The sequence below is a fragment of the Paraburkholderia sp. MM6662-R1 genome (genome assembly GCF_050436245.1).
Taxonomy (GTDB): domain Bacteria; phylum Pseudomonadota; class Gammaproteobacteria; order Burkholderiales; family Burkholderiaceae; genus Paraburkholderia; species Paraburkholderia tuberum.
In genome coordinates this window covers 686,062-702,617 of record NZ_JBNDLV010000001.1, presented here as the reverse complement: position 1 = coordinate 702,617, position 16,556 = coordinate 686,062, and the positions used below count along the sequence as shown (strand labels likewise).

At 59.4% G+C, this 16,556-nt stretch carries 23 protein-coding genes; 21 read left to right on the top strand and 2 right to left on the bottom strand.

The features are described 5' to 3' along the window. Window positions 1-12: 12 nt before the first annotated feature. From OKW39_RS03300 to OKW39_RS03285, 4 genes are read left to right on the top strand one after another with little or no spacing between them, the layout of a single operon-like run. Complete coding sequence (locus tag OKW39_RS03300; protein ID WP_429346357.1) at window positions 13-447, top strand: phage tail fiber protein; 435 nt, start codon at window positions 13-15, stop codon at window positions 445-447. An 11-nt stretch (window positions 448-458) separates the two neighbouring features. Then, the gene (locus OKW39_RS03295; protein WP_429562043.1) at window positions 459-830 is read left to right on the top strand and encodes a hypothetical protein; all 372 of its coding nucleotides are present in this window, start codon (window positions 459-461) and stop codon (window positions 828-830) included. Window positions 831-883: 53 nt separating this feature from the next. Further along, complete coding sequence (locus OKW39_RS03290) at window positions 884-1,054, top strand: transglycosylase (protein WP_429346359.1); 171 nt, start codon at window positions 884-886, stop codon at window positions 1,052-1,054. Then, complete coding sequence (locus tag OKW39_RS03285) at window positions 1,038-3,035, top strand: phage tail tip lysozyme (RefSeq protein WP_429562042.1); 1,998 nt, start codon at window positions 1,038-1,040, stop codon at window positions 3,033-3,035. The genes OKW39_RS03290 and OKW39_RS03285 overlap by 17 nt, the downstream gene beginning before the upstream one ends. Before the next feature lie 17 nt (window positions 3,036-3,052). Here the strand turns inward: OKW39_RS03285 and OKW39_RS03280 are convergent, their stop codons facing one another. Next, a complete protein-coding gene (locus tag OKW39_RS03280) occupies window positions 3,053-3,448 on the bottom strand; it encodes a hypothetical protein (RefSeq protein ID WP_429562041.1) in 396 nt (131 codons plus the stop codon). 124 nt (window positions 3,449-3,572) lie between these two features. Between OKW39_RS03280 and OKW39_RS03275 the strand changes: the two genes are divergently transcribed. The 17 genes from OKW39_RS03275 (at window position 3,573) to OKW39_RS03195 (ending at window position 14,507) form a co-directional block, all read left to right on the top strand. Further along, complete coding sequence (locus OKW39_RS03275) at window positions 3,573-4,364, top strand: hypothetical protein (protein WP_429562040.1); 792 nt, start codon at window positions 3,573-3,575, stop codon at window positions 4,362-4,364. Further along, window positions 4,364-4,660, top strand: coding sequence for a phage baseplate plug family protein (locus tag OKW39_RS03270; RefSeq protein WP_429562039.1), 297 nt, complete (start codon window positions 4,364-4,366; stop codon window positions 4,658-4,660). The genes OKW39_RS03275 and OKW39_RS03270 overlap by 1 nt, the downstream gene beginning before the upstream one ends. Further along, window positions 4,657-5,538, top strand: a complete 882-nt coding sequence (locus OKW39_RS03265) for a baseplate hub protein (RefSeq protein ID WP_429562038.1) — start codon at window positions 4,657-4,659, stop codon at window positions 5,536-5,538. The genes OKW39_RS03270 and OKW39_RS03265 overlap by 4 nt, the downstream gene beginning before the upstream one ends. Further along, on the top strand, window positions 5,528-6,271 hold the full coding sequence (locus tag OKW39_RS03260; RefSeq protein WP_429562037.1) for an oxidoreductase: 744 nt from the start codon (window positions 5,528-5,530) through the stop codon (window positions 6,269-6,271). The genes OKW39_RS03265 and OKW39_RS03260 overlap by 11 nt, the downstream gene beginning before the upstream one ends. 76 nt (window positions 6,272-6,347) lie before the next feature. Beyond that, window positions 6,348-6,701, top strand: a complete 354-nt coding sequence (locus OKW39_RS03255) for a hypothetical protein (RefSeq protein WP_429562036.1) — start codon at window positions 6,348-6,350, stop codon at window positions 6,699-6,701. Continuing rightward, window positions 6,701-7,918: a baseplate J/gp47 family protein gene (locus tag OKW39_RS03250; protein ID WP_429562035.1), complete on the top strand. Its 1,218-nt coding sequence runs from the start codon at window positions 6,701-6,703 to the stop codon at window positions 7,916-7,918. Before OKW39_RS03255 ends, OKW39_RS03250 begins: the two co-directional genes overlap by 1 nt. Before the next feature lie 2 nt (window positions 7,919-7,920). Beyond that, window positions 7,921-8,598 (top strand): DUF2612 domain-containing protein, encoded by a 678-nt coding sequence (locus OKW39_RS03245; RefSeq protein WP_429562034.1) that lies wholly within the window; start codon window positions 7,921-7,923, stop codon window positions 8,596-8,598. After that, window positions 8,588-9,517 (top strand): hypothetical protein, encoded by a 930-nt coding sequence (locus OKW39_RS03240; protein WP_429562033.1) that lies wholly within the window; start codon window positions 8,588-8,590, stop codon window positions 9,515-9,517. Before OKW39_RS03245 ends, OKW39_RS03240 begins: the two co-directional genes overlap by 11 nt. Window positions 9,518-9,579: 62 nt before the next feature. After that, window positions 9,580-10,059 carry a hypothetical protein gene (locus tag OKW39_RS03235; protein WP_429562032.1) on the top strand — a complete coding sequence of 160 codons (480 nt, stop codon included), beginning with the start codon at window positions 9,580-9,582 and terminating at the stop codon, window positions 10,057-10,059. Between the two features lie 150 nt (window positions 10,060-10,209). Next, window positions 10,210-11,052 (top strand): hypothetical protein, encoded by an 843-nt coding sequence (locus OKW39_RS03230; RefSeq protein WP_429562031.1) that lies wholly within the window; start codon window positions 10,210-10,212, stop codon window positions 11,050-11,052. Then, window positions 11,049-11,942: an arabinofuranosidase catalytic domain-containing protein gene (locus OKW39_RS03225; protein ID WP_429562030.1), complete on the top strand. Its 894-nt coding sequence runs from the start codon at window positions 11,049-11,051 to the stop codon at window positions 11,940-11,942. The genes OKW39_RS03230 and OKW39_RS03225 overlap by 4 nt, the downstream gene beginning before the upstream one ends. Next, a complete protein-coding gene (locus OKW39_RS03220) occupies window positions 11,939-12,463 on the top strand; it encodes a hypothetical protein (protein ID WP_429562029.1) in 525 nt (174 codons plus the stop codon). The genes OKW39_RS03225 and OKW39_RS03220 overlap by 4 nt, the downstream gene beginning before the upstream one ends. Window positions 12,464-12,558: 95 nt before the next feature. Further along, window positions 12,559-12,966, top strand: a complete 408-nt coding sequence (locus OKW39_RS03215) for a putative holin (RefSeq protein WP_429562028.1) — start codon at window positions 12,559-12,561, stop codon at window positions 12,964-12,966. Next, window positions 12,947-13,408: a hypothetical protein gene (locus OKW39_RS03210; RefSeq protein WP_429562027.1), complete on the top strand. Its 462-nt coding sequence runs from the start codon at window positions 12,947-12,949 to the stop codon at window positions 13,406-13,408. Before OKW39_RS03215 ends, OKW39_RS03210 begins: the two co-directional genes overlap by 20 nt. Beyond that, on the top strand, window positions 13,392-13,943 hold the full coding sequence (locus OKW39_RS03205; protein WP_429562026.1) for a glycoside hydrolase family 108 protein: 552 nt from the start codon (window positions 13,392-13,394) through the stop codon (window positions 13,941-13,943). Before OKW39_RS03210 ends, OKW39_RS03205 begins: the two co-directional genes overlap by 17 nt. 1 nt (window position 13,944) lies before the next feature. Beyond that, window positions 13,945-14,265 carry a hypothetical protein gene (locus tag OKW39_RS03200; protein ID WP_429562025.1) on the top strand — a complete coding sequence of 107 codons (321 nt, stop codon included), beginning with the start codon at window positions 13,945-13,947 and terminating at the stop codon, window positions 14,263-14,265. Beyond that, entirely contained in the window at window positions 14,262-14,507 is a 246-nt protein-coding gene (locus tag OKW39_RS03195; protein ID WP_429562024.1) for a hypothetical protein, read from the top strand. Before OKW39_RS03200 ends, OKW39_RS03195 begins: the two co-directional genes overlap by 4 nt. A 126-nt stretch (window positions 14,508-14,633) precedes the next feature. Here the strand turns inward: OKW39_RS03195 and OKW39_RS03190 are convergent, their stop codons facing one another. Further along, complete coding sequence (locus OKW39_RS03190) at window positions 14,634-15,845, bottom strand: hypothetical protein (RefSeq protein WP_429562023.1); 1,212 nt, start codon at window positions 15,843-15,845, stop codon at window positions 14,634-14,636. Window positions 15,846-16,556: the final 711 nt, after the last annotated feature.

The window sequence follows — 16,556 nt, the reverse complement described above, 5'->3', positions numbered from 1 at the left end:
TGGAGTGCCTCGATGGCAACAATTACTTCGGCAAACTCGGCTTTCAGTCTTGCTGTGACGAATCTCTATCCCACGCCGCAGACAATTCAAGGCTATGCGGCTGACGACGCATTCAGCGCCGAGGCGGTGGAAATGGCCGAGATCGTCATGGGCGTCGACGGCCATATGAGCGGCGGTTTCATCTTTAACCCGACGATGCTGCGGGTGGCGATCATGCCCGATTCGCCGTCGCTGCCGGTCTTCGAGAACTGGATGACAGCGCAGCGCACCGCGCGCGAGGTGTACTACTGCAACGGCTCGATTTCGATTCCCTCAATCGCGCGCCGCTATTCGCTCATGAACGGCATCCTGCGAACGGGCAACAAGATGGTGAATGCGAAAAAAGTGCTCGAGTATGTGTCGTTCACAATCGCATTCGAACAGGTCATCGGCGAGGCTACAGCATGACCAGAAAGTCTGTGACCTACACCGTGCAGGCCGAGGGCCGCGACAAGGGAAAGGTTTTCAAGCTCGTTGAAATGCCTGCGGAGCGCGGTGAGAAGTGGGCGATTCGCGCGCTGCTCGCTCTCGGGCGCGCAGGGATGAATATTCCTGAGAGCGCGATTCGTGAGGGCATGGGCGCGATGGCACGAGTCGGCCTGGATGCATTGATGCGTGTCGAATTCCACGAAGCCGAGCCGCTCATCGACGAAATGATGGAGTGCGTCTCGATCATTCCGGATCCTTCGAAGCCAGAAGTCGTGCGCGGCCTCGTTGCCGACGATATCGAGGAAGTGGTCACGCGCGTGGTGCTGCGCCGTGAGGTGTTTCGACTCCACACGGGTTTTTAGACGGCCGTCAAGGACTGGATTTCGGCATCCCTGACGGCCCGAATGTGCCGCTGATGGATTACGCGAATGTGCCGCACTCGATTGGGTTCGCACTCAGCAGCGGACTGTGCACGCTGATCGAACTGCAAACCGTGTATGGCCTGGAAGACATGTGGGACATGATTGAGGTCCATTCGGTCAATATCCACAACCAGAACAAGGTACGAAATGGCGACGATCATTGATGCGCTGCTCGTGACGCTCAAACTCGACACGTCCGGCTACAAGGCTGGCGCGGACGATGCTGAGGCGGCCGGCAAGCGGATGGTTTCGACGCAGAATGAGGTGACCAAGAAGATCACGGAGTCATCGAAAAAAGCAGCCGATGCTCAGATCGCGCAGGTAAAAAAGCAGGAACAGGCGGCGAAGAAGCTGGCCGAGCAGTACGGCAAAGTGAAGCTGGAACTGCTGGACATGGCGGCCGGCACGTTCGCCGCGACTGGCCTCGGGAAAATGATCAGGAGGACCGTCAGCGGTCTCTCGCAGCTCCAGACGCAATCGCAACTGCTTGGATACTCGGCGAACGAGTTGAAGAAGTGGCAGAACGTCATGACGAAGCTCGGCGGCGACCCTGCTGAGTTTAATCAGTTTGCCGCACGCATCGCGAAATTCCGTTCCGATGTGAAGCTCGGGCGACAGGATCAGGCCGACGCGACGCTGCAGGCCGGGATGCAGATGGTCGGCGTTTCGAACAACGCGTTGATGCAGGGATCGTTTCAGGACATCTTCACGCAGATCGCGGGTTCGATGAAGGGCAAGTCAAACGCCGACATTGCCAACCTTCTCGGCAACACACCGGCGCTTGGTTTTGGCTCGGGGATGATCCAGCTCGTCCAGAGCGGCGCGAAGGGAATCGCTGACTCCTACAACAACGCTGCTGGCGCGAACAATCAGGCAGCGGAGGATGCCAAGGGGCTCGACAAAGCCTATCAAGACCTCAAGACGAAGATCGGAATGTCGCTGCAGAACTTCCCGGGCTTCGATGCCGCGATGAAGGGAGCGACGAAGGGGCTTGAAGCGCTGGGCAATTTTGCGTCAGAGCATCCCACGGGTGCCGCCGTCGGTGTCGCCGGCGCTGGGACGATCGGCGCGATCGGTACGTGGCTGCTTGGCCGGTCAGCCGCGTCCAAGTTCCTGCGCATGTTTGCCGGTGCGGGCGCAGAGGTGGGCGCAGCAGGTGCGGCTGGTGCGGCAGGCGTCGAGGCTGCCGCGGGCGCTGGCGGCGCAGCGGCGGCGGGCGGTAGCGCGTTGCGGTTCCTCGGCCCGGTGGGCGCAGCGCTATGGGGCATGTTCCATACCGAGAATCTGAATACCGGCGAGGATGAGCAGCTCAAAAAGATTCGCGCGGCCGAGAGGGCGGCGGGAGGAAAGTGGCCCGGCGACACGAAACAGGCAGCGCAGGTGTCGAAGGATGCCGCCGGCAAACTGAGCGATGCAGCCTCTGCTCAGCAGACCGCATCCAAGGCGCTTGTCGACGCGGCCAAAGACTTTGCGAATGCGATATCTACGAACGCGAGCGCGGCAGAGATGTCATCCGGCGGACCTGTTACGTCGGGCAACGCCAAGGCGGCGGTAGCCGCGTTTATGCGGATGGGGTGGACGAAAGAGCAGGCGAGCGGGATCGTCGCGAACCTGAATGTCGAGAGTGGGCTGCGACCAAACATCAAAGGCGACAACGGAGCCGCTTACGGTGTTGCGCAATGGCATGCCGACAGGCAGGGAGAGTTCAAGCGCGTATTCGGCAAGGACATACACAACTCGACCCTCGATGAGCAGTTGCAGTTCGTGAACTATGAACTGACCAAGGGGCGTGAACAAGCCGCCGGGCGAGCGTTGCGCGCAACAACTTCAGCAGGTGAGGCGGGCGGCATTATTTCATCGAGGTACGAGCGTCCCTTGAATGTTGCGGCCGAGATCGAGAAGCGTTCTTCAGCCGCAAGTTCGCTTCACGCCTCGCTCGACGGCGCGTCGCTCGCGCCAATGTACGCCGCCGCGACTCGCTCCCAAGCCGGGGGCACGACGACGACCTCGACTGTCGAAACGAACATCGGCACGGTGAATGTCTACGGCTCAAACACCAACGACGGCCGCGCTGTCGCGTCGGATATGCGCGCTGAAATCAATCAGCATGGCCTTATGGCGAACAGCGCGATTCCGGTGACGTGACTGCGCATGCCAAGCCGCTACTTCAGCGGCTTAAGTTTGTGGTTTGGCTGGGCAAAGTTTCGTGCATGACCGCACTCCGCGTCGCTGCTAGAGAAGAAGTCGTCCTGGGACAAGCGCACGAATTGCTCGTCGAAGTAGGCCCTGTTCACTACGTCCTTAATCATTTTTTCAGTAGGGCGCTGATCTTCGGGATTCTTCGATACCAGTTGCAAAATGTACCGCAGCGCATCTTGAGGGTTGCCGCCGGCATCGCGAACCATCGCCGCTTGAGCATAGACGCCATAAGCAATTCTGCAGTCTTCCATTGCACGTTGGATCCGCTGCTGATCTTCAAAGGAGGATTGAGCCGCTGCCGGTGCGGAAATCGAACTTAACGCAAGTGCAGCCGTGATACCCACAACGAATGCTTTCATCTTTTAGTTTTCCTGTGGCGATGGCCGGGATTCTAGCCCGCCGCCTATACCGAAATAACTGACTGTCAAATTCTGTTATGTGAGCCCTCGACTATTCCCGAGGGCTTTTTCTTTGGTTGCGAGAATGCCGTTAATCCCTTTTCCCGATGTGCCGGCGTTGCCCGGTGTGCCGGACCTCAACCGGCTGCCGACGGCGATTGGCGTGCGCACAGGCGCGACGCAATTGCTGCAAGGCCTTGACTACTTCGGATTGCTGCCGAGCAACGCGCCGCAGTGGATTATTGCCGACCGGAACGGCAACGCGCTTGTCACGCCAGATTCGGTCGTAGACCTTAGCTATAAGGGTGAGGCGCGCGTCGGCACTGCACCCGTAGAGCAGGGCAGCTTTTCGAGTTACAACAAGATCGCGCTGCCGGAGGACCTCACGTTGAGGCTGAGTTGCGGCGGAAAGAACATGAACCTTTCGGCGTTCCTTATCGCGGTGAAGTCGCTGAAGAGTTCGCTCCAGCTCATCAACATCATCTCGCCGGAGTTCGTCTATCCCAGCTACAACGTAGATCGCGTCGACTACAAGCGGACGAGCACGAACGGCGTGAGCATGATCGTCGCCGAGGTGCACTTCGCAGAGATTCGTGTGGATGCATACGCGTCGTACACGGACACGGCGCAGCCTTCGGGCGCGGATCCGCAAAGTCAGGGGCAAGTGTGTACTGCTGATACGGCCGCGTCGGACCTTCCCAGGGCGACGAACCGGCAGACGCCTCTACAGCAGGCCGTCAATTCCGTGACGAGCGTGTATAGCGCCGTCAATCAGGATGTGAGCAAGATCACGTCGACTATCAGCAATCAGATGACGCAGGTCATGTCCGGTGTGCGCGCCACGCTCGAGACGGCCGGCGTCGGGGCCTTCACCTAATGCAAACCATTCCGCTGACAGCAAAGCCTTCACAAACTCTCACCTTGACACTCGCGCTCCAGAATTGCGGCCTCAAGGTGTACCAAAAAAACACTGGGCTTTATCTCGACCTGTACGTCGCAGGCCGACTTGTGATGGCAGCCGTGTTGTGCCGCGATCGTGTTTTTCTCGTGCGGCAGGCGTATCTGGGCTTCCAGGGCGATCTCGTTTTCGTGGATTTGCAAGGCACGGACGACCCCGAATACACCGGACTCGGGTCGCGCTGGGAATTGCGATACGTGGAGGAGGCGTCGTGACGTTCAAGGAACGACAGATCGACGTGCAGTTTACGCTTGCCGATGACGCTTTCCCTGGTGGAAGCAAGACGCTGTCTCTGAAAAGGCATCGCATTCAAGCGTCGATCAGTTCAGAGGCGCGCGGAGCGTTTGCGCATTACGCGATTGCGATCCGAATCTTTGGGATGCGCCTGTTGGATATGAACGCTCTGACGATCTGGAACCGGGAAGGGGTATTGAACGCCACCAACAGGATCACGGTCACGGCCGGCAACGCGGGCGAGATGCTCTATACCGTTTTCGACGGAACGATATTTGGCGCGGTCCCGCAATTCGATGACAACGGTGAGTCCTCGTTCGTGGTGACCGGGCGCGGCGCGTTGATGGAGCAAGTCACGCCCGCCGCGCCCAAGCACTATGAGGGCACGCTCGACGTGAGAAGTCTCATTGCAGGGCTTGCTCAGCAGGCAGGCCTGACGTTTCAGGATCACGGCGTCACCGCGAAGATCTCCGGTCAATACCTGTGGGGCAGCACGATGGATCAGATCGAACGGCTGGCAATGGCGAGCCGGACGGTTGCGCTATTGGACCATCGGCGCGTGCTGCACATCTGGCCTGCAGACGGCTTCCCCAAGCTTCCTGAAGTCAATCTGGCGCCCGGTCAGGGACTCATCGGTTATCCGAAGTTTGAGCCAACAGGAATGGTTGTTCGCGCCGAGTTCGATCCCGCCCTGCTGTACGGGAGCCAGGTGAACGTCAAGTCGATCATCCCGCTTGCGACCGGCAAGTGGTCGATCATCAGCCTCACCCACGATCTGACGACGCTGACGCCGAACGGCGGTTGGTTCACCGACCTTCGATTAAACCTCCCAGGATTCACCTACTGCCGTGTCAACTAAGCTCACTCCGGAAGTCTTTGCCGCGTACGGTCAAGCGCGCCTGCTTGTCGCGCAGGCTCTGGCACACGTACGCACCTGCTATCTCGCGAAGGTCGTCAGCGCGAGCCAGGCGGGCGATGTCGCAGGTATAGGAACCGTCGATGTTCAGCCATGCGTTTCCCAGCTCGACAGCCTTGGGAACGTGATTCCGCACGACACGATTCGGGGCATCAAGTACATGCGGATGCAAGGCGGCGCCAACGCCATGATTCTCGACCCTGCCGAGGGCGATATCGGCCTCGTTGCGGTGTGCGATCGCGATAGCTCGTCGGTCATCGCCAACAACGACGTGGCTGCACCGGGGAGCCTGCGCAAACACGATATGTCAGATTCGTTCTATGTGGCGACAGTGGTCGCGGCGAGCGCGCCTAGCCAGTACGTCTGCTACGCCGACGACGGTATTGATATTGTCTCGCCGAAGCGCATCCGGTTCATCGCGCCAGAAGTGGTTATCGATGCATCGAGGGCATTCAACGTGACAAGTCCCCAATCGACATTCAGCGCTGCGGTGACGATTCGTGGTCTGTTGACATGGCTTGGGGGGATGGCGGGTAGTGCCGCTGAGGGCTTGGCGGCCACGATCACAGGCGCGGTGGACTTCATCGGAGAGGTCTTCGCGAACGGCAAGCGTATTGACGACACGCACCGGCACACCTCCGAACCGCCGGGTACTCCTACGAGCCCGCCGCTGTAGCGCAAATCATCAATCTGCAACAGGCGAGAGCCCCCGACCCATCGGCTGGAGCTCTCGGCATTCATGCGTTCCATCTATGACCAAAACGCTTTTGCTGGACCGCACGGCATGGGATCTAGTGCTTGATGCGTCCGGAAATATCGCGATCGCGACCGAGCCGTATCAGATTGCGCAGGACGTCGCGAGCGCAATCCGAACCTTTCTCGGCGAGTGCTGGTACGACACCACGCTCGGCGTTCCCTACTGGCAAAACATGCTTGGGCAACTTCCGCCGGCGTCGTTCGTGAGAGCAAAGCTCGAGGAGGCCGCGCGAACCGTTCCCAACGTAGGTTCAGCGACGGTGGTGAGCCTCACGATCGCCGACCGGAAGATAAGCGGTGAGATTGATGTGACCGACGCAAGCGGCAATTCGCAAATGGTGAGCTTCTGATGGCAACGACGAATGTACCCGCGATTGAATGGACCGATGCGGGGCCGGTCGTGCCGGCTGAATCAGCAGTGCTGGAAGGTCTACAGGCCGACATTGATGCAGCATTTGGTGGTGGCGTCAATCCGGGCCTCACGACCCCGCAGGGGCAACTCGCGCAGTCGGTAACCGCGGTCATCGGGAGCAAGAACGATGACATGCTCGAAGTGGCGAATCAGGTCGATCCTGACCACGCTTCGGGCCGCTGGCAGGATGCCATCGGTCGCATCTATTTTCTAGACCGGATGGCAGCGACGGGGACTGTTGTTACGGGCCGATGCTATGGGCTCGTAGAATCGCCCATTCCGGCGGGCTCCGTCGCGCGCGACGTCAACGGCTATCTGTATAGCTCGCAGAGTGCGGTGACGATTGGCGCGTCGGGGTACGTCGACGTGCAGTTTCAATGCCAGACGCCCGGTCCAATCGCATGCCCGATTGGGGCGTTGTCGAGGATTTTCACAGCCGCCCAGGGTTGGGATCGGGTGACGAACCTGACAGCGGGATTCCCCGGGCAAAACGTGGAGAGCCGCGCAGCATTCGAAGCGCGGCGACGTCTTTCCGTCGCGGCGAATTCGGTCAACATGGTGCAATCGGTGTACGCGAGGGTGCTGTCGGTGCCGAACGTCCTCGACGCCTGTGTACTCGACAACCCGAAAGGCAAGGTGGTGATTTTCGGGGCGACGAACTATCCGTTGCTCGCGCATTCCCTGTTTGTATCGGTCGTCGGTGGCGAGCCATCGGCGATCGCGCAGGCGATCTGGAACAAAAAGGCACCGGGTTGCGACTACAACGGGGATACCTCGTACATCGTCTTTGACACCAGCTACGAACAGCCGCAGCCCCAATATGAAATTCTGTGGGTGACTGCGGCGCCGGTCCAGTGCTACTTCATGGTTCAGATTCAGTCCAATGACCTGTTGCCGTCAAACGTCGGTGAGCTGATCCAGCAGGCCATCCTTGCGGCGTTCAACGGCGACGACGGTCGCGCGAGGGCGCGCATCGGCTCCACGACGTACGCAGGTCGGTATTACGCCGGCGTGGCTGAGACAGATGAGAACGTGAACATCTTCTCCATTTCGCTCGGCTTCGATCCGATCAACGTCAATCAGACATCGCTGTCGTTCGGCATCGACCAGTATCCAACGCTCGATCCGTCCAACATTGCTGTGGTGCAGGTGTAGCTATGAGAAACGTGGAAGCTACGCTGCTGGCGCAGTACGCAAATAGTCCGACCATCACCGGGTTGATCGATTACCTGAACCAGTGCATCGATCCGGGAGCGGACCTCGATAATTTTTTCAACACGATCTGGAATGTCGAGACGGCCAATATCCACGGTCTCGAGATCTGGGGGAAGATCGTCAACGTTTCGCGCATGGTGCAGGCCGCACTACCGCCCGCACAGTTTGGGTTTGCCGAAGCATTTGACGCATCCCGTCCGACGACAGGCGTGCAGCCGTTCAACTACGGTGTGTTCAACGACGGTTCCCCACCGGTCGTTAGAAACGTCGAGGTCGATCCAGAGACGTACCGGACGCTCATCATGACAAAGGCGATGGCGAACATTACTGACTGTTCGTGCGCGTCGCTGAACAAGCTGCTCGGCTATCTGTTCGCCGGGCGGGGCCGCTGCTATGTCCTCGACACTGGCCGAATGACCATGCAGTACGTCTTCGAGTTCGAGCTGTCGGTTCTGGAGGTTGCGATCCTGACGCAATCCGGCGTGCTTCCGCGGCCGACAGGTGTGTTGTGCAACATCGTCGAAGCATCTGACGATGTATTTGGCTTTTCGAACGAGGCCAACGACTTCCAGCCATTTAACCAAGGCGTGTTTTCCAGCGGTGTCCTGAATGCAAGCTAACCAGAAACCCTCTCTTGTCACTGTGCCGTTTGCGGCAAATGGGCTTAGAAACACGATCCCGGAGGAATCGCAGGCCGCGGAGACCCCCGGCGCGGCATCGCTGAACGATGGTTTCCCATCTACCACCATGCAGCCCAAGACGCAGGGGGGCATTCCGCCTGACGGCAAGGACTTCAACGGTATCCTGTTCCTGCTGTCTGCCATTGCGCGATGGGTGCAGGCCGGCGGTTCATTTACGTACGATCCGGCGTTTGAGAGCAACGCCAATCTTGGTGGCTATCCAAAGTCAGCAGTGCTGTTGCGTGCGGACGGCGAGGGTTTCTGGTTCAACCTCGCAGACAACAACACGACGGACCCGGACGCAGCCGACGGCAGCGCGCGCAACTGGATTGCGCTCAACGCCGACTGGAACGCAGACAGCGGGCCAGGGATGATCCTCAACAAGCCCGCCTTCCAGGCCCCACTCGGATTCACCCCCGTCGAGCAGGGTGGGGGCGCCGGTCAGGCGGACAACAAGGTTCATGTCGGCTGGCGCGCGAATGGCGCTGGCCTTTCCGCCACTGTTGACTCAATCGACCTTGGCAATTTCGTCTTCGAAGAAGAACTGAATGCCAACGTCCGGAACCTACAGAACAACATAAACGGCGTCCACGATGATCTTCAGAGCCAAGTCAACGGCAAGCAGCCAGCTGGGAACTATCTGACTTATGACGTCGGCTTTGCGACAGTCGGCTCATTGTGCGTCGGTTCCAATAGCGCAGCCAATAGCCTTGGTTCAACTGTCTCCGGCCTTATCGCCTATGGCGCTGCCGGTAACACTGCCCTTCCGGGCACATGGCGGACGCTCGCGCTCACGAATCCCTACGAGGCCTTCGGGAGCAATTCAATCCAGCTGTTTCTCGCTCAACGGATTGCATGATGCACTACACAAGCATTACAGATCCGGTCTTCGCCAGTGCAGACGGAAAAACGATTCATTGCGTGGTTCAGTTTGCAGAATTTGCGACGCCACTTCCTTTCCTCGCGGCGGAAGCTGATCCGGTCGACCACGGACGCCAGATATACGCCGATCTTGTCGCAGGCAAATACGGAGACATCGGTGCGTATGTCGAGCCTTCGCTGACTCCTGGCCAGCAATATGCGGCGGCGATAGCGCAGGGCATCGAGGTCGCTTGCGTGGCGACCCCCGCGCTAAATGGGACGTACGGCGTGTCGGAGAGCGAGGTGTCCACCGTGAGCGCCGAAGCGCAGTTCGTCGCTCTATATCAGGAGTTCACGAACGGTCAAACGACATTGCCGTGGACCGATACGAGCGACAAGCCGCATGTGTTTCCTGATACGGCCACGTTCATGGCATTCGCTAAAGCCGCCGCGAAGTATGTGTCGGCATGCAAGCAGGCGCTCGCGCAATTGCAGGCGGGCAACGCCGCAACGTTTCCTTCGAACGTAGTCAGTCTCTAAAGGCAACGCCACATGGAAGCGAAACAATTTCCGACGCTTATGCCTGTGCCATTTGCACAGCATGGCCAGCGCAACGACATCCCGCAACAATCGCAGATCGGTACGACGAAGGGCGCTGCGTCCCTGGTTGACGGCTTTCCGCCGCTTACGATGACCGACCCGCTGAAAGGCGGCATCCCACCGTTTGGGAAGGACGTAAATGGAATTCTCTATCTGCTGGCGCTCACCGCTCGGTGGGCGCAGTTGGGCGGGTCTTTCACATATAACGGTTCATTCGCAAACGACCCAAACGTAGGCGGCTACCCGCAGGGCGCGGTGCTGTTGCGCGCGGACCTGTCGGGCTTCTGGTTCAACCTCGGCGACAACAACACGACGGACCCCGACGCGACGGACGGCAGCGCGCGCAACTGGCTTTCGCTGAACCCCGACTGGGACGCGCAAAGCGGGCCGGGCCAGATTCTCAATCGCCCGAATCTTGCGAAGGTCGCAACGAGCGGAAGCTTCGACGACTTGGAGGACCAGCCGGATATTCCGGCAGCGCAGGTGAACGCGGACTGGGGTGCGGAAGACGGCATCGCAAAGATCCTCAACAAGCCACAGCTCGCGAAAGTGGCAACGTCGGGGCAGTACAGCGACCTTGAAGGGCTGCCAGCAACGCTGATCAAGAACGTAGCGTCGGCCGCCCAGATCACGCTCGACCTTGCGCCGCTTGGCAGCGGTACCCCCGAAATCCTTTACAACGTGACGCTGAATGCGGGCGTCGCCTGCGCGCTTTCGTTCGCGAACCCACCTCCTGAAGGCACTGCGGGGGAATTTGTCCTGCTCGTGGATGCAGGCGAGGGCGCAGCCATCACGTGGCCGTCGAACCTTCGTTGGCCTGGCGGCACGGCGCCATTTCTTACCAACGTCGAGGGTCGGATTGACACGTTCCCGATATACACACAGGACGGGGGGCAAACCTACTTCGGCTTTGTGGCAGGACAGGATCAATGAGCAAGCTCGCGAAACGTCTCAGATGGGCGACAGAGGCTTTCATTGGTCCGCTCGACACGCTCGGCGTCTCGCCCGTCGCTGCATACAGCCTGAGGCGGCTTACCGGCCGCTGGCGGGGGCCAGCCATTGAAGTCGTGCGTGCATCGGATAGCGCAGTACGGAACATCCGTTTTACGCCGCAGGGCGATCTGGATATCGCGGCGCTGATGGAATTTGTAGGCGTGAGCGACGCCACGGTCAGCACATGGTACGACCAGAGCGGAAAGGGGTATCACGCAACGGCGATGGCAGGGGCGCAACCGTACGTCGCCAAGGGTGGCGTACTGGTCCTGGTCAACGGTCAACCGGCGGTGCAGTCGTATTCCTACGACGACAGTGGAAACGCTCAGACGCTGAGCGCGCCGCTGCCGGATATCAACACGGGCACGTATCCCTTCACGCTGAACACCGTATTCAACTGCACGGTCCAGCGCGGCACTGGCGTCGTATACCCATTCCTTAGGACGCCAGCGACGAGCGACCAGATCCGATACGAGATCGGATTCGTAACTTCCGGTACTGTCGCGTCACAACGGATCTATGGCGTTCTATCGAATAGCTACTCCGTCGGAAGTTCAGGCAACGCGTCGCCGACGAACCTCAATAGCGCGAGCGCACTTCTTTCGAAAAACCCGCTAACGCTCTGGCTTAACGGCTCGCGGTACACATCCAGCACGGGCGGGTCGGCAGCAGGTACGGTGGATAGCGTGGTGCTGGGCGTCCCATATGAGCCCGGAACCGGGACCTTCGGCTCGATCATGACCGCTTTTCTCGCTGAGGCGATCCTCCTCCCGCCCGGAGCGGAAGGCGCCCTCTATCAAAACCAGCAGGCTTACTGGGGAACTCCATGAGATACGCAATAGAGAATCCCGATGGTTCGTTCAAGATTGATTTGCTTGGGAATCTGTTCCCGAACGTCAGTTTTGCCGGTGGCGCGCCGTCTGCAACCTGGCTCGCGGATAACCACGTTTATCCCGTTGCCGACGATATCCAGTTCGACGCGCTCACTAAGCGCGTCGAAGTCGAACCCTACCTGGACGGCGATGTGGTTCGCACTGCGCGCGCTGAACCAGTCACGGACGATGACACGATCGCAACCGCCTACGTCGACGCGTTGCAGCGGGCGATGGACGCCGCGGCGCGCAGCCGTGGTTACGACGACATCAAGTCGGGCATCACGTATCTGGAGAGCAGCATCCCAACGTTTGCCGCTGAGGCCCGCGCAATGCGCGACTGGCGCGACGCAATGTGGGGATACGGCCTTGCCGAAATCGCAGCGGTGCGGAGCGGCGAGAAGCGCCTGCCGGCGCTCGCGATGTTCACTGCGGGGATGCCGCAGATTGAATGGCCGGCGGAGCAAACATCAACGTAGCAGCATGTTGTTCTAACGCTTTCAGATTCGCCGCCTTCGGGCGGCTTTTTCGTTTACGGCCGCCATTTGGTGGCCGCTTTCTTATCGGAGAGCCAATGACAGAGCCTGTTTCATCGACGGGGGCGGCGATCAGTGCAGGAATGACGAGCGGCGTGTTGATCACGCTTCTGCATTCACAGGTTGATCCAAAACTCGTCGTAGGTGTGGTGTGTGGGACGTGCGTTTTCATGATGCGCTCGCATGAGCCGTCGTGGTTTCGCAAGTTCGTTTATTCGATCGTGACGTTGCTCGGCGGCTTCTCCTTATCGTCGTGGGCGATGGAGCATTGGCCCGGGTTGCCGTCGTGGTTGGCGGGGTTCGCGTGCGCTGCTTCGATCGTCACGATTACCGATCTCGTTCTTAGTTGGATCGAGGCGAACGTGGGCGCGACGCTCGATCAGGTGCGATCGTGGGCATTGGGAAAACTGCCGGGGAGGAAATCCGATGATGGCTCTGCTAACTGACGTGTGGGCGTTTCTGTCGAACGAGTTGCGGTACGTGTACATGGCGATGCGCTATCTGCATGCACGCGACGGTCTGGACTTCGTGCTGCTGCTTCTTAACGGCATCGTCGCGTTGTACATCTCGCTGCGGCTCGTCTTCGCGAGCATCCCGCGGGGCGCGACCGTCGAGCGTCCCGTTCGCTGGCTGCGCGCGGCGATCTGCTGCTCGTATGCAGCGTTGGCACTGCGAATCTGGTCAGGGCACTACGAGACACCGGTTGAGCCATCGGAACTCACGTCGAACATTGGAATTGCGTGGGTCGTGTATCTGTACGGCGGTGATTTGCGCCCACTTTGGCGCACGCTTGTCGACGCGCTCGAGCGCCGCCGCGCCGAGCGAGCGCGTTGTCGTGCCGAGCGCAGCCTGACCAAAGGAGGGAAGAGACATGGCAAACGTGCCTGACGATCTCATCGACGCGCTCATCGGGCGGGAAGGCGAGTATTCGAATAATCCGGCCGACAACGGTGGCGAAACCATCTGGGGCATCACTGCTGCCACCGCGCGTGCGTATGGCTATAGCGGGGCGGTGAAAGACATGCCGCGATCGACGGCCGTCGAGGTCTACCGCCAACGCTACTGGGTCGTGCCTAGATTCGACCAGGTCTATTCGATCGACGCGAACCTTGCCGAGAAGCTTTTCGATATCGGCGTGAATATGGGGCCGGCGACGGGCGTGCGGTACATGCAGCGCGCACTCAATGTCCTGAACAACCAGGGCAAAGCCTTCTCGGATATTTCCGTCGATGGAGGTATCGGACCGCTGACGCTTGCTGCACTCAATGCGTTTTACGCGCAACGGGGTGCTGCCGGTCGGGACGTGCTGCTGAACATGATCCGTGCGCAGCAGTCGGTGCGCTATATCGAGCTGGCCGAAAAGACCCCGTCGCAGGAGGCGTTCGAATATGGCTGGCAAGTCAACCGTGCTTTTGGAGTGTGAAATGTTCGTTCTATTGAAGAAAGCGTGGCCGGCGTTGATTGGTCTCTTCGGTCTCGCGGGCGGCGTCCTGTTCGGTTGGCTGAAGACGAAGTCTGCTGATACGAGGGTCGCTCAGGCACAGACCGGTGAAGCGCAGGCAAAACAGCAGGCGGCAGAAGTGCGCAGCGCCGCTGACCAGGCTAACGCCGCGGCGGCGCAGGCAGGGGAGCAGGCGATAGCAAATCGCGCGAAGGCCGACCAGGATGCGGCTGCGCTTGCGCCCGGCGATTTCGATGCCGAACTCGAGCGGCTCGGCGCACTGCGAAAGGACAAGCAGCCATGAAAATCGCGCCGGTGCTTGTCTCAATGTCGTTGGCGGGCTGCACGGTGTTGCAGCCCGCTCAACAATCGTCGACGCCCCCCGTTCAAACGAAGATCGTCGACAAGGGCTGCGAGTGGGTGAAGTTCATCTTGGCGAGCCCGGACGATACGCCCGAAACGAAGCGTCAGATCATCGCCCACGACCGGGCCTTTATCGCCAACTGCCCGGATGCTGTCCGCGCAAACCCAGCAGCGCCAGAATAACGCCGCTCTCGACTGCAGCGGTTCGATGTCGAACTTCCGCATTCGACCCGTCGCGGCCGATCGACTCGAGGCTGGCTCAACGGCTGCTCCTAAGGCACTCCGCTCATCGGGGTTTTCTTTCGCGACTTACTGCGCTATACCACCGTGGGCTAGTGTGACATCGGTTATCGGCATACTGAGGTTATCGAATCTCTGGAATTGAATCTGTGATCCGATCTGACGGGCGTTTGCGAACCGGCCGTATAGTAGCAATACGACATTATTGTTCAGGTAGACGGCCGCCCCCTGATTGTTAAGTAACGTCCCTAGCGCACGTCCAACATAGACTGCTTGGGCCTGAATTACGGATGTCGGAGTGCTCGTTTTCACGTCCGCAACAAGATTTTGAAAATGATTTAACGCTGACCGGTATGACAGCGGTGTCTTTGCCGCAAGTTGAATGGTTGTCTCTGCTGCAGTCGCAAATGCGGCGCGTAGTTGAGGATCTTGAGTTTGCTGCTCGATGAGCGCCTGAAGCCCTGCGCGTGCTGGTCCCACAAGACTCGTCGGACCGATGACAAATTCCTGCTCAAAAGAAAGGGGAGGTTTTGTCGTTCCGTCGTTGACCATGGCCTGAAGACCCAAACCGCTAGCGGCCTTTTGGATAATAACGTCGACCAATCCATTATCGTAATTCCACTGACCCATCCAATCTTGCGGAGTTGACTTGGTTAATAGGGCAATCGAGACACTGTCCACCTGTTCGCCAAACAATTGTGGCGCAACTGGAGGCGCATTCAACGCGTCGGAGACTTGTATTTTGAGGAAGGCGTGGGGTGCGATGCCTGTAGTCCCGATTAGTTCGCCAATGGCCGCCAGGACCCCTCCCACTCCGGTGGTTACGGTGACGCCCGCGAGGATAGCTACTTCAGGCAGGGTCTGCGCCTCGCTGGCGTCGGTGGAGAACTGGTAAGTGCAAGTAAAGTCCAGGCCGGGTCCGGGTGCATTGAAAGCGCTTGAACTCCCAGAAGGGCGGGAGTAATCGCAATCGGGCAGTATGTCGGTGTAGTCGGTACCGATTTTATACGTCGTATTGCCCGCCCATGGGTTGTGCCAGTACACGTACAGCATGCCCTGTTTGCCGGCGCCATTATCCACATCGTACTTAACGTACGCCTCTGTTGGGGCCATAAAACCATCGCTTTCGCTCTGGATTCCCCCAGAAGCACCGGGTGCAATGCTCATAGGAGGGAGCCACCCTGCGGTGTACACGCCGCTGCATAGGTGATCAAACGTCTTATTGAGGGTCAGTGATGCACTGTCGTTTTGGATGACAACCTGAAAGCTGCGCGCTGGCATATGCCCTCCTAAGGCAAGAGAACGCCCGGGTCACGGCGACATCGCCCGCGCGAGCGTCGGCCTAGGCGATCGAGTTCCACGCATCTCAGTGTCGGTTTTAGGTCTGGACAGGGTTTATGCTGTTGCTCTGGCGAGCATCATGTTGCTCGTCCTTGGAAACCTGGCCGAACACCTGCGTAGCGGCATGCGTCCGGCAATGGTGACGACCTCATCGTTGCCGGGCGCGAGCACGTCGTTTTAACTTAGACTACGTTCGATGGTCCAGCAACATCAAAATGGAGCATTAGTTTGATGCTGCACCGTTGGGCGAACCTGCGAGGTCATGAGCCGCTGATGCCCGCGGACGTCGAGTTCGGAACGGCCGTTTAAATGTCTATCGTTGCCTGCATGTGAATGACCGGACGTGGCCGTACTGCGTCCCACGACCGAGATCCGGAGCGTCTCGGCATCGATACCCGGCGGGGATTTAATCGGGCCTATGCGGCGCAGGAATGGTGATCTGTGATGCTGCGCAGTACTGAGAGGCGCCGCTACCGTCGACGTGGACGCTCCTCGAGGTGATCGTCCGAGCCGATCGCTCTCATCTGGCTTGGCTAACAAGCATCTGGTCCGGGGATCCGTTCATTACCGTCGGCTTCTGTCTCGCCTTTCTGGGGCTCGCGTTTTTCAAGAAGCCACTTATGACGAGGAGGCATGCCGGTTCAGGCGGAC

Bases quoted from the DNA above. Each gene is read 5' to 3' on its own strand.
- OKW39_RS03250 (WP_429562035.1), top strand. From the start codon at position 6,701: ATGGCAACGACGAATGTACCCGCGATTGAATGGACCGATGCGGGGCCG.
- OKW39_RS03285 (WP_429562042.1), top strand. From the start codon at position 1,038: ATGGCGACGATCATTGATGCGCTGCTCGTGACGCTCAAACTCGACACG.
- OKW39_RS03270 (WP_429562039.1), top strand. From the start codon at position 4,364: ATGCAAACCATTCCGCTGACAGCAAAGCCTTCACAAACTCTCACCTTG.
- OKW39_RS03275 (WP_429562040.1), top strand. From the start codon at position 3,573: ATGCCGTTAATCCCTTTTCCCGATGTGCCGGCGTTGCCCGGTGTGCCG.
- OKW39_RS03200 (WP_429562025.1), top strand. From the start codon at position 13,945: ATGTTCGTTCTATTGAAGAAAGCGTGGCCGGCGTTGATTGGTCTCTTC.
- OKW39_RS03245 (WP_429562034.1), top strand. From the start codon at position 7,921: ATGAGAAACGTGGAAGCTACGCTGCTGGCGCAGTACGCAAATAGTCCG.
- OKW39_RS03190 (WP_429562023.1), bottom strand. From the start codon at position 15,845: ATGCCAGCGCGCAGCTTTCAGGTTGTCATCCAAAACGACAGTGCATCA.
- OKW39_RS03220 (WP_429562029.1), top strand. From the start codon at position 11,939: ATGAGATACGCAATAGAGAATCCCGATGGTTCGTTCAAGATTGATTTG.
- OKW39_RS03225 (WP_429562030.1), top strand. From the start codon at position 11,049: ATGAGCAAGCTCGCGAAACGTCTCAGATGGGCGACAGAGGCTTTCATT.
- OKW39_RS03280 (WP_429562041.1), bottom strand. From the start codon at position 3,448: ATGAAAGCATTCGTTGTGGGTATCACGGCTGCACTTGCGTTAAGTTCG.
- OKW39_RS03210 (WP_429562027.1), top strand. From the start codon at position 12,947: ATGATGGCTCTGCTAACTGACGTGTGGGCGTTTCTGTCGAACGAGTTG.
- OKW39_RS03255 (WP_429562036.1), top strand. From the start codon at position 6,348: ATGACCAAAACGCTTTTGCTGGACCGCACGGCATGGGATCTAGTGCTT.
- OKW39_RS03195 (WP_429562024.1), top strand. From the start codon at position 14,262: ATGAAAATCGCGCCGGTGCTTGTCTCAATGTCGTTGGCGGGCTGCACG.
- OKW39_RS03290 (WP_429346359.1), top strand. From the start codon at position 884: ATGGATTACGCGAATGTGCCGCACTCGATTGGGTTCGCACTCAGCAGC.
- OKW39_RS03230 (WP_429562031.1), top strand. From the start codon at position 10,210: ATGACCGACCCGCTGAAAGGCGGCATCCCACCGTTTGGGAAGGACGTA.
- OKW39_RS03205 (WP_429562026.1), top strand. From the start codon at position 13,392: ATGGCAAACGTGCCTGACGATCTCATCGACGCGCTCATCGGGCGGGAA.
- OKW39_RS03215 (WP_429562028.1), top strand. From the start codon at position 12,559: ATGACAGAGCCTGTTTCATCGACGGGGGCGGCGATCAGTGCAGGAATG.
- OKW39_RS03240 (WP_429562033.1), top strand. From the start codon at position 8,588: ATGCAAGCTAACCAGAAACCCTCTCTTGTCACTGTGCCGTTTGCGGCA.
- OKW39_RS03300 (WP_429346357.1), top strand. From the start codon at position 13: ATGGCAACAATTACTTCGGCAAACTCGGCTTTCAGTCTTGCTGTGACG.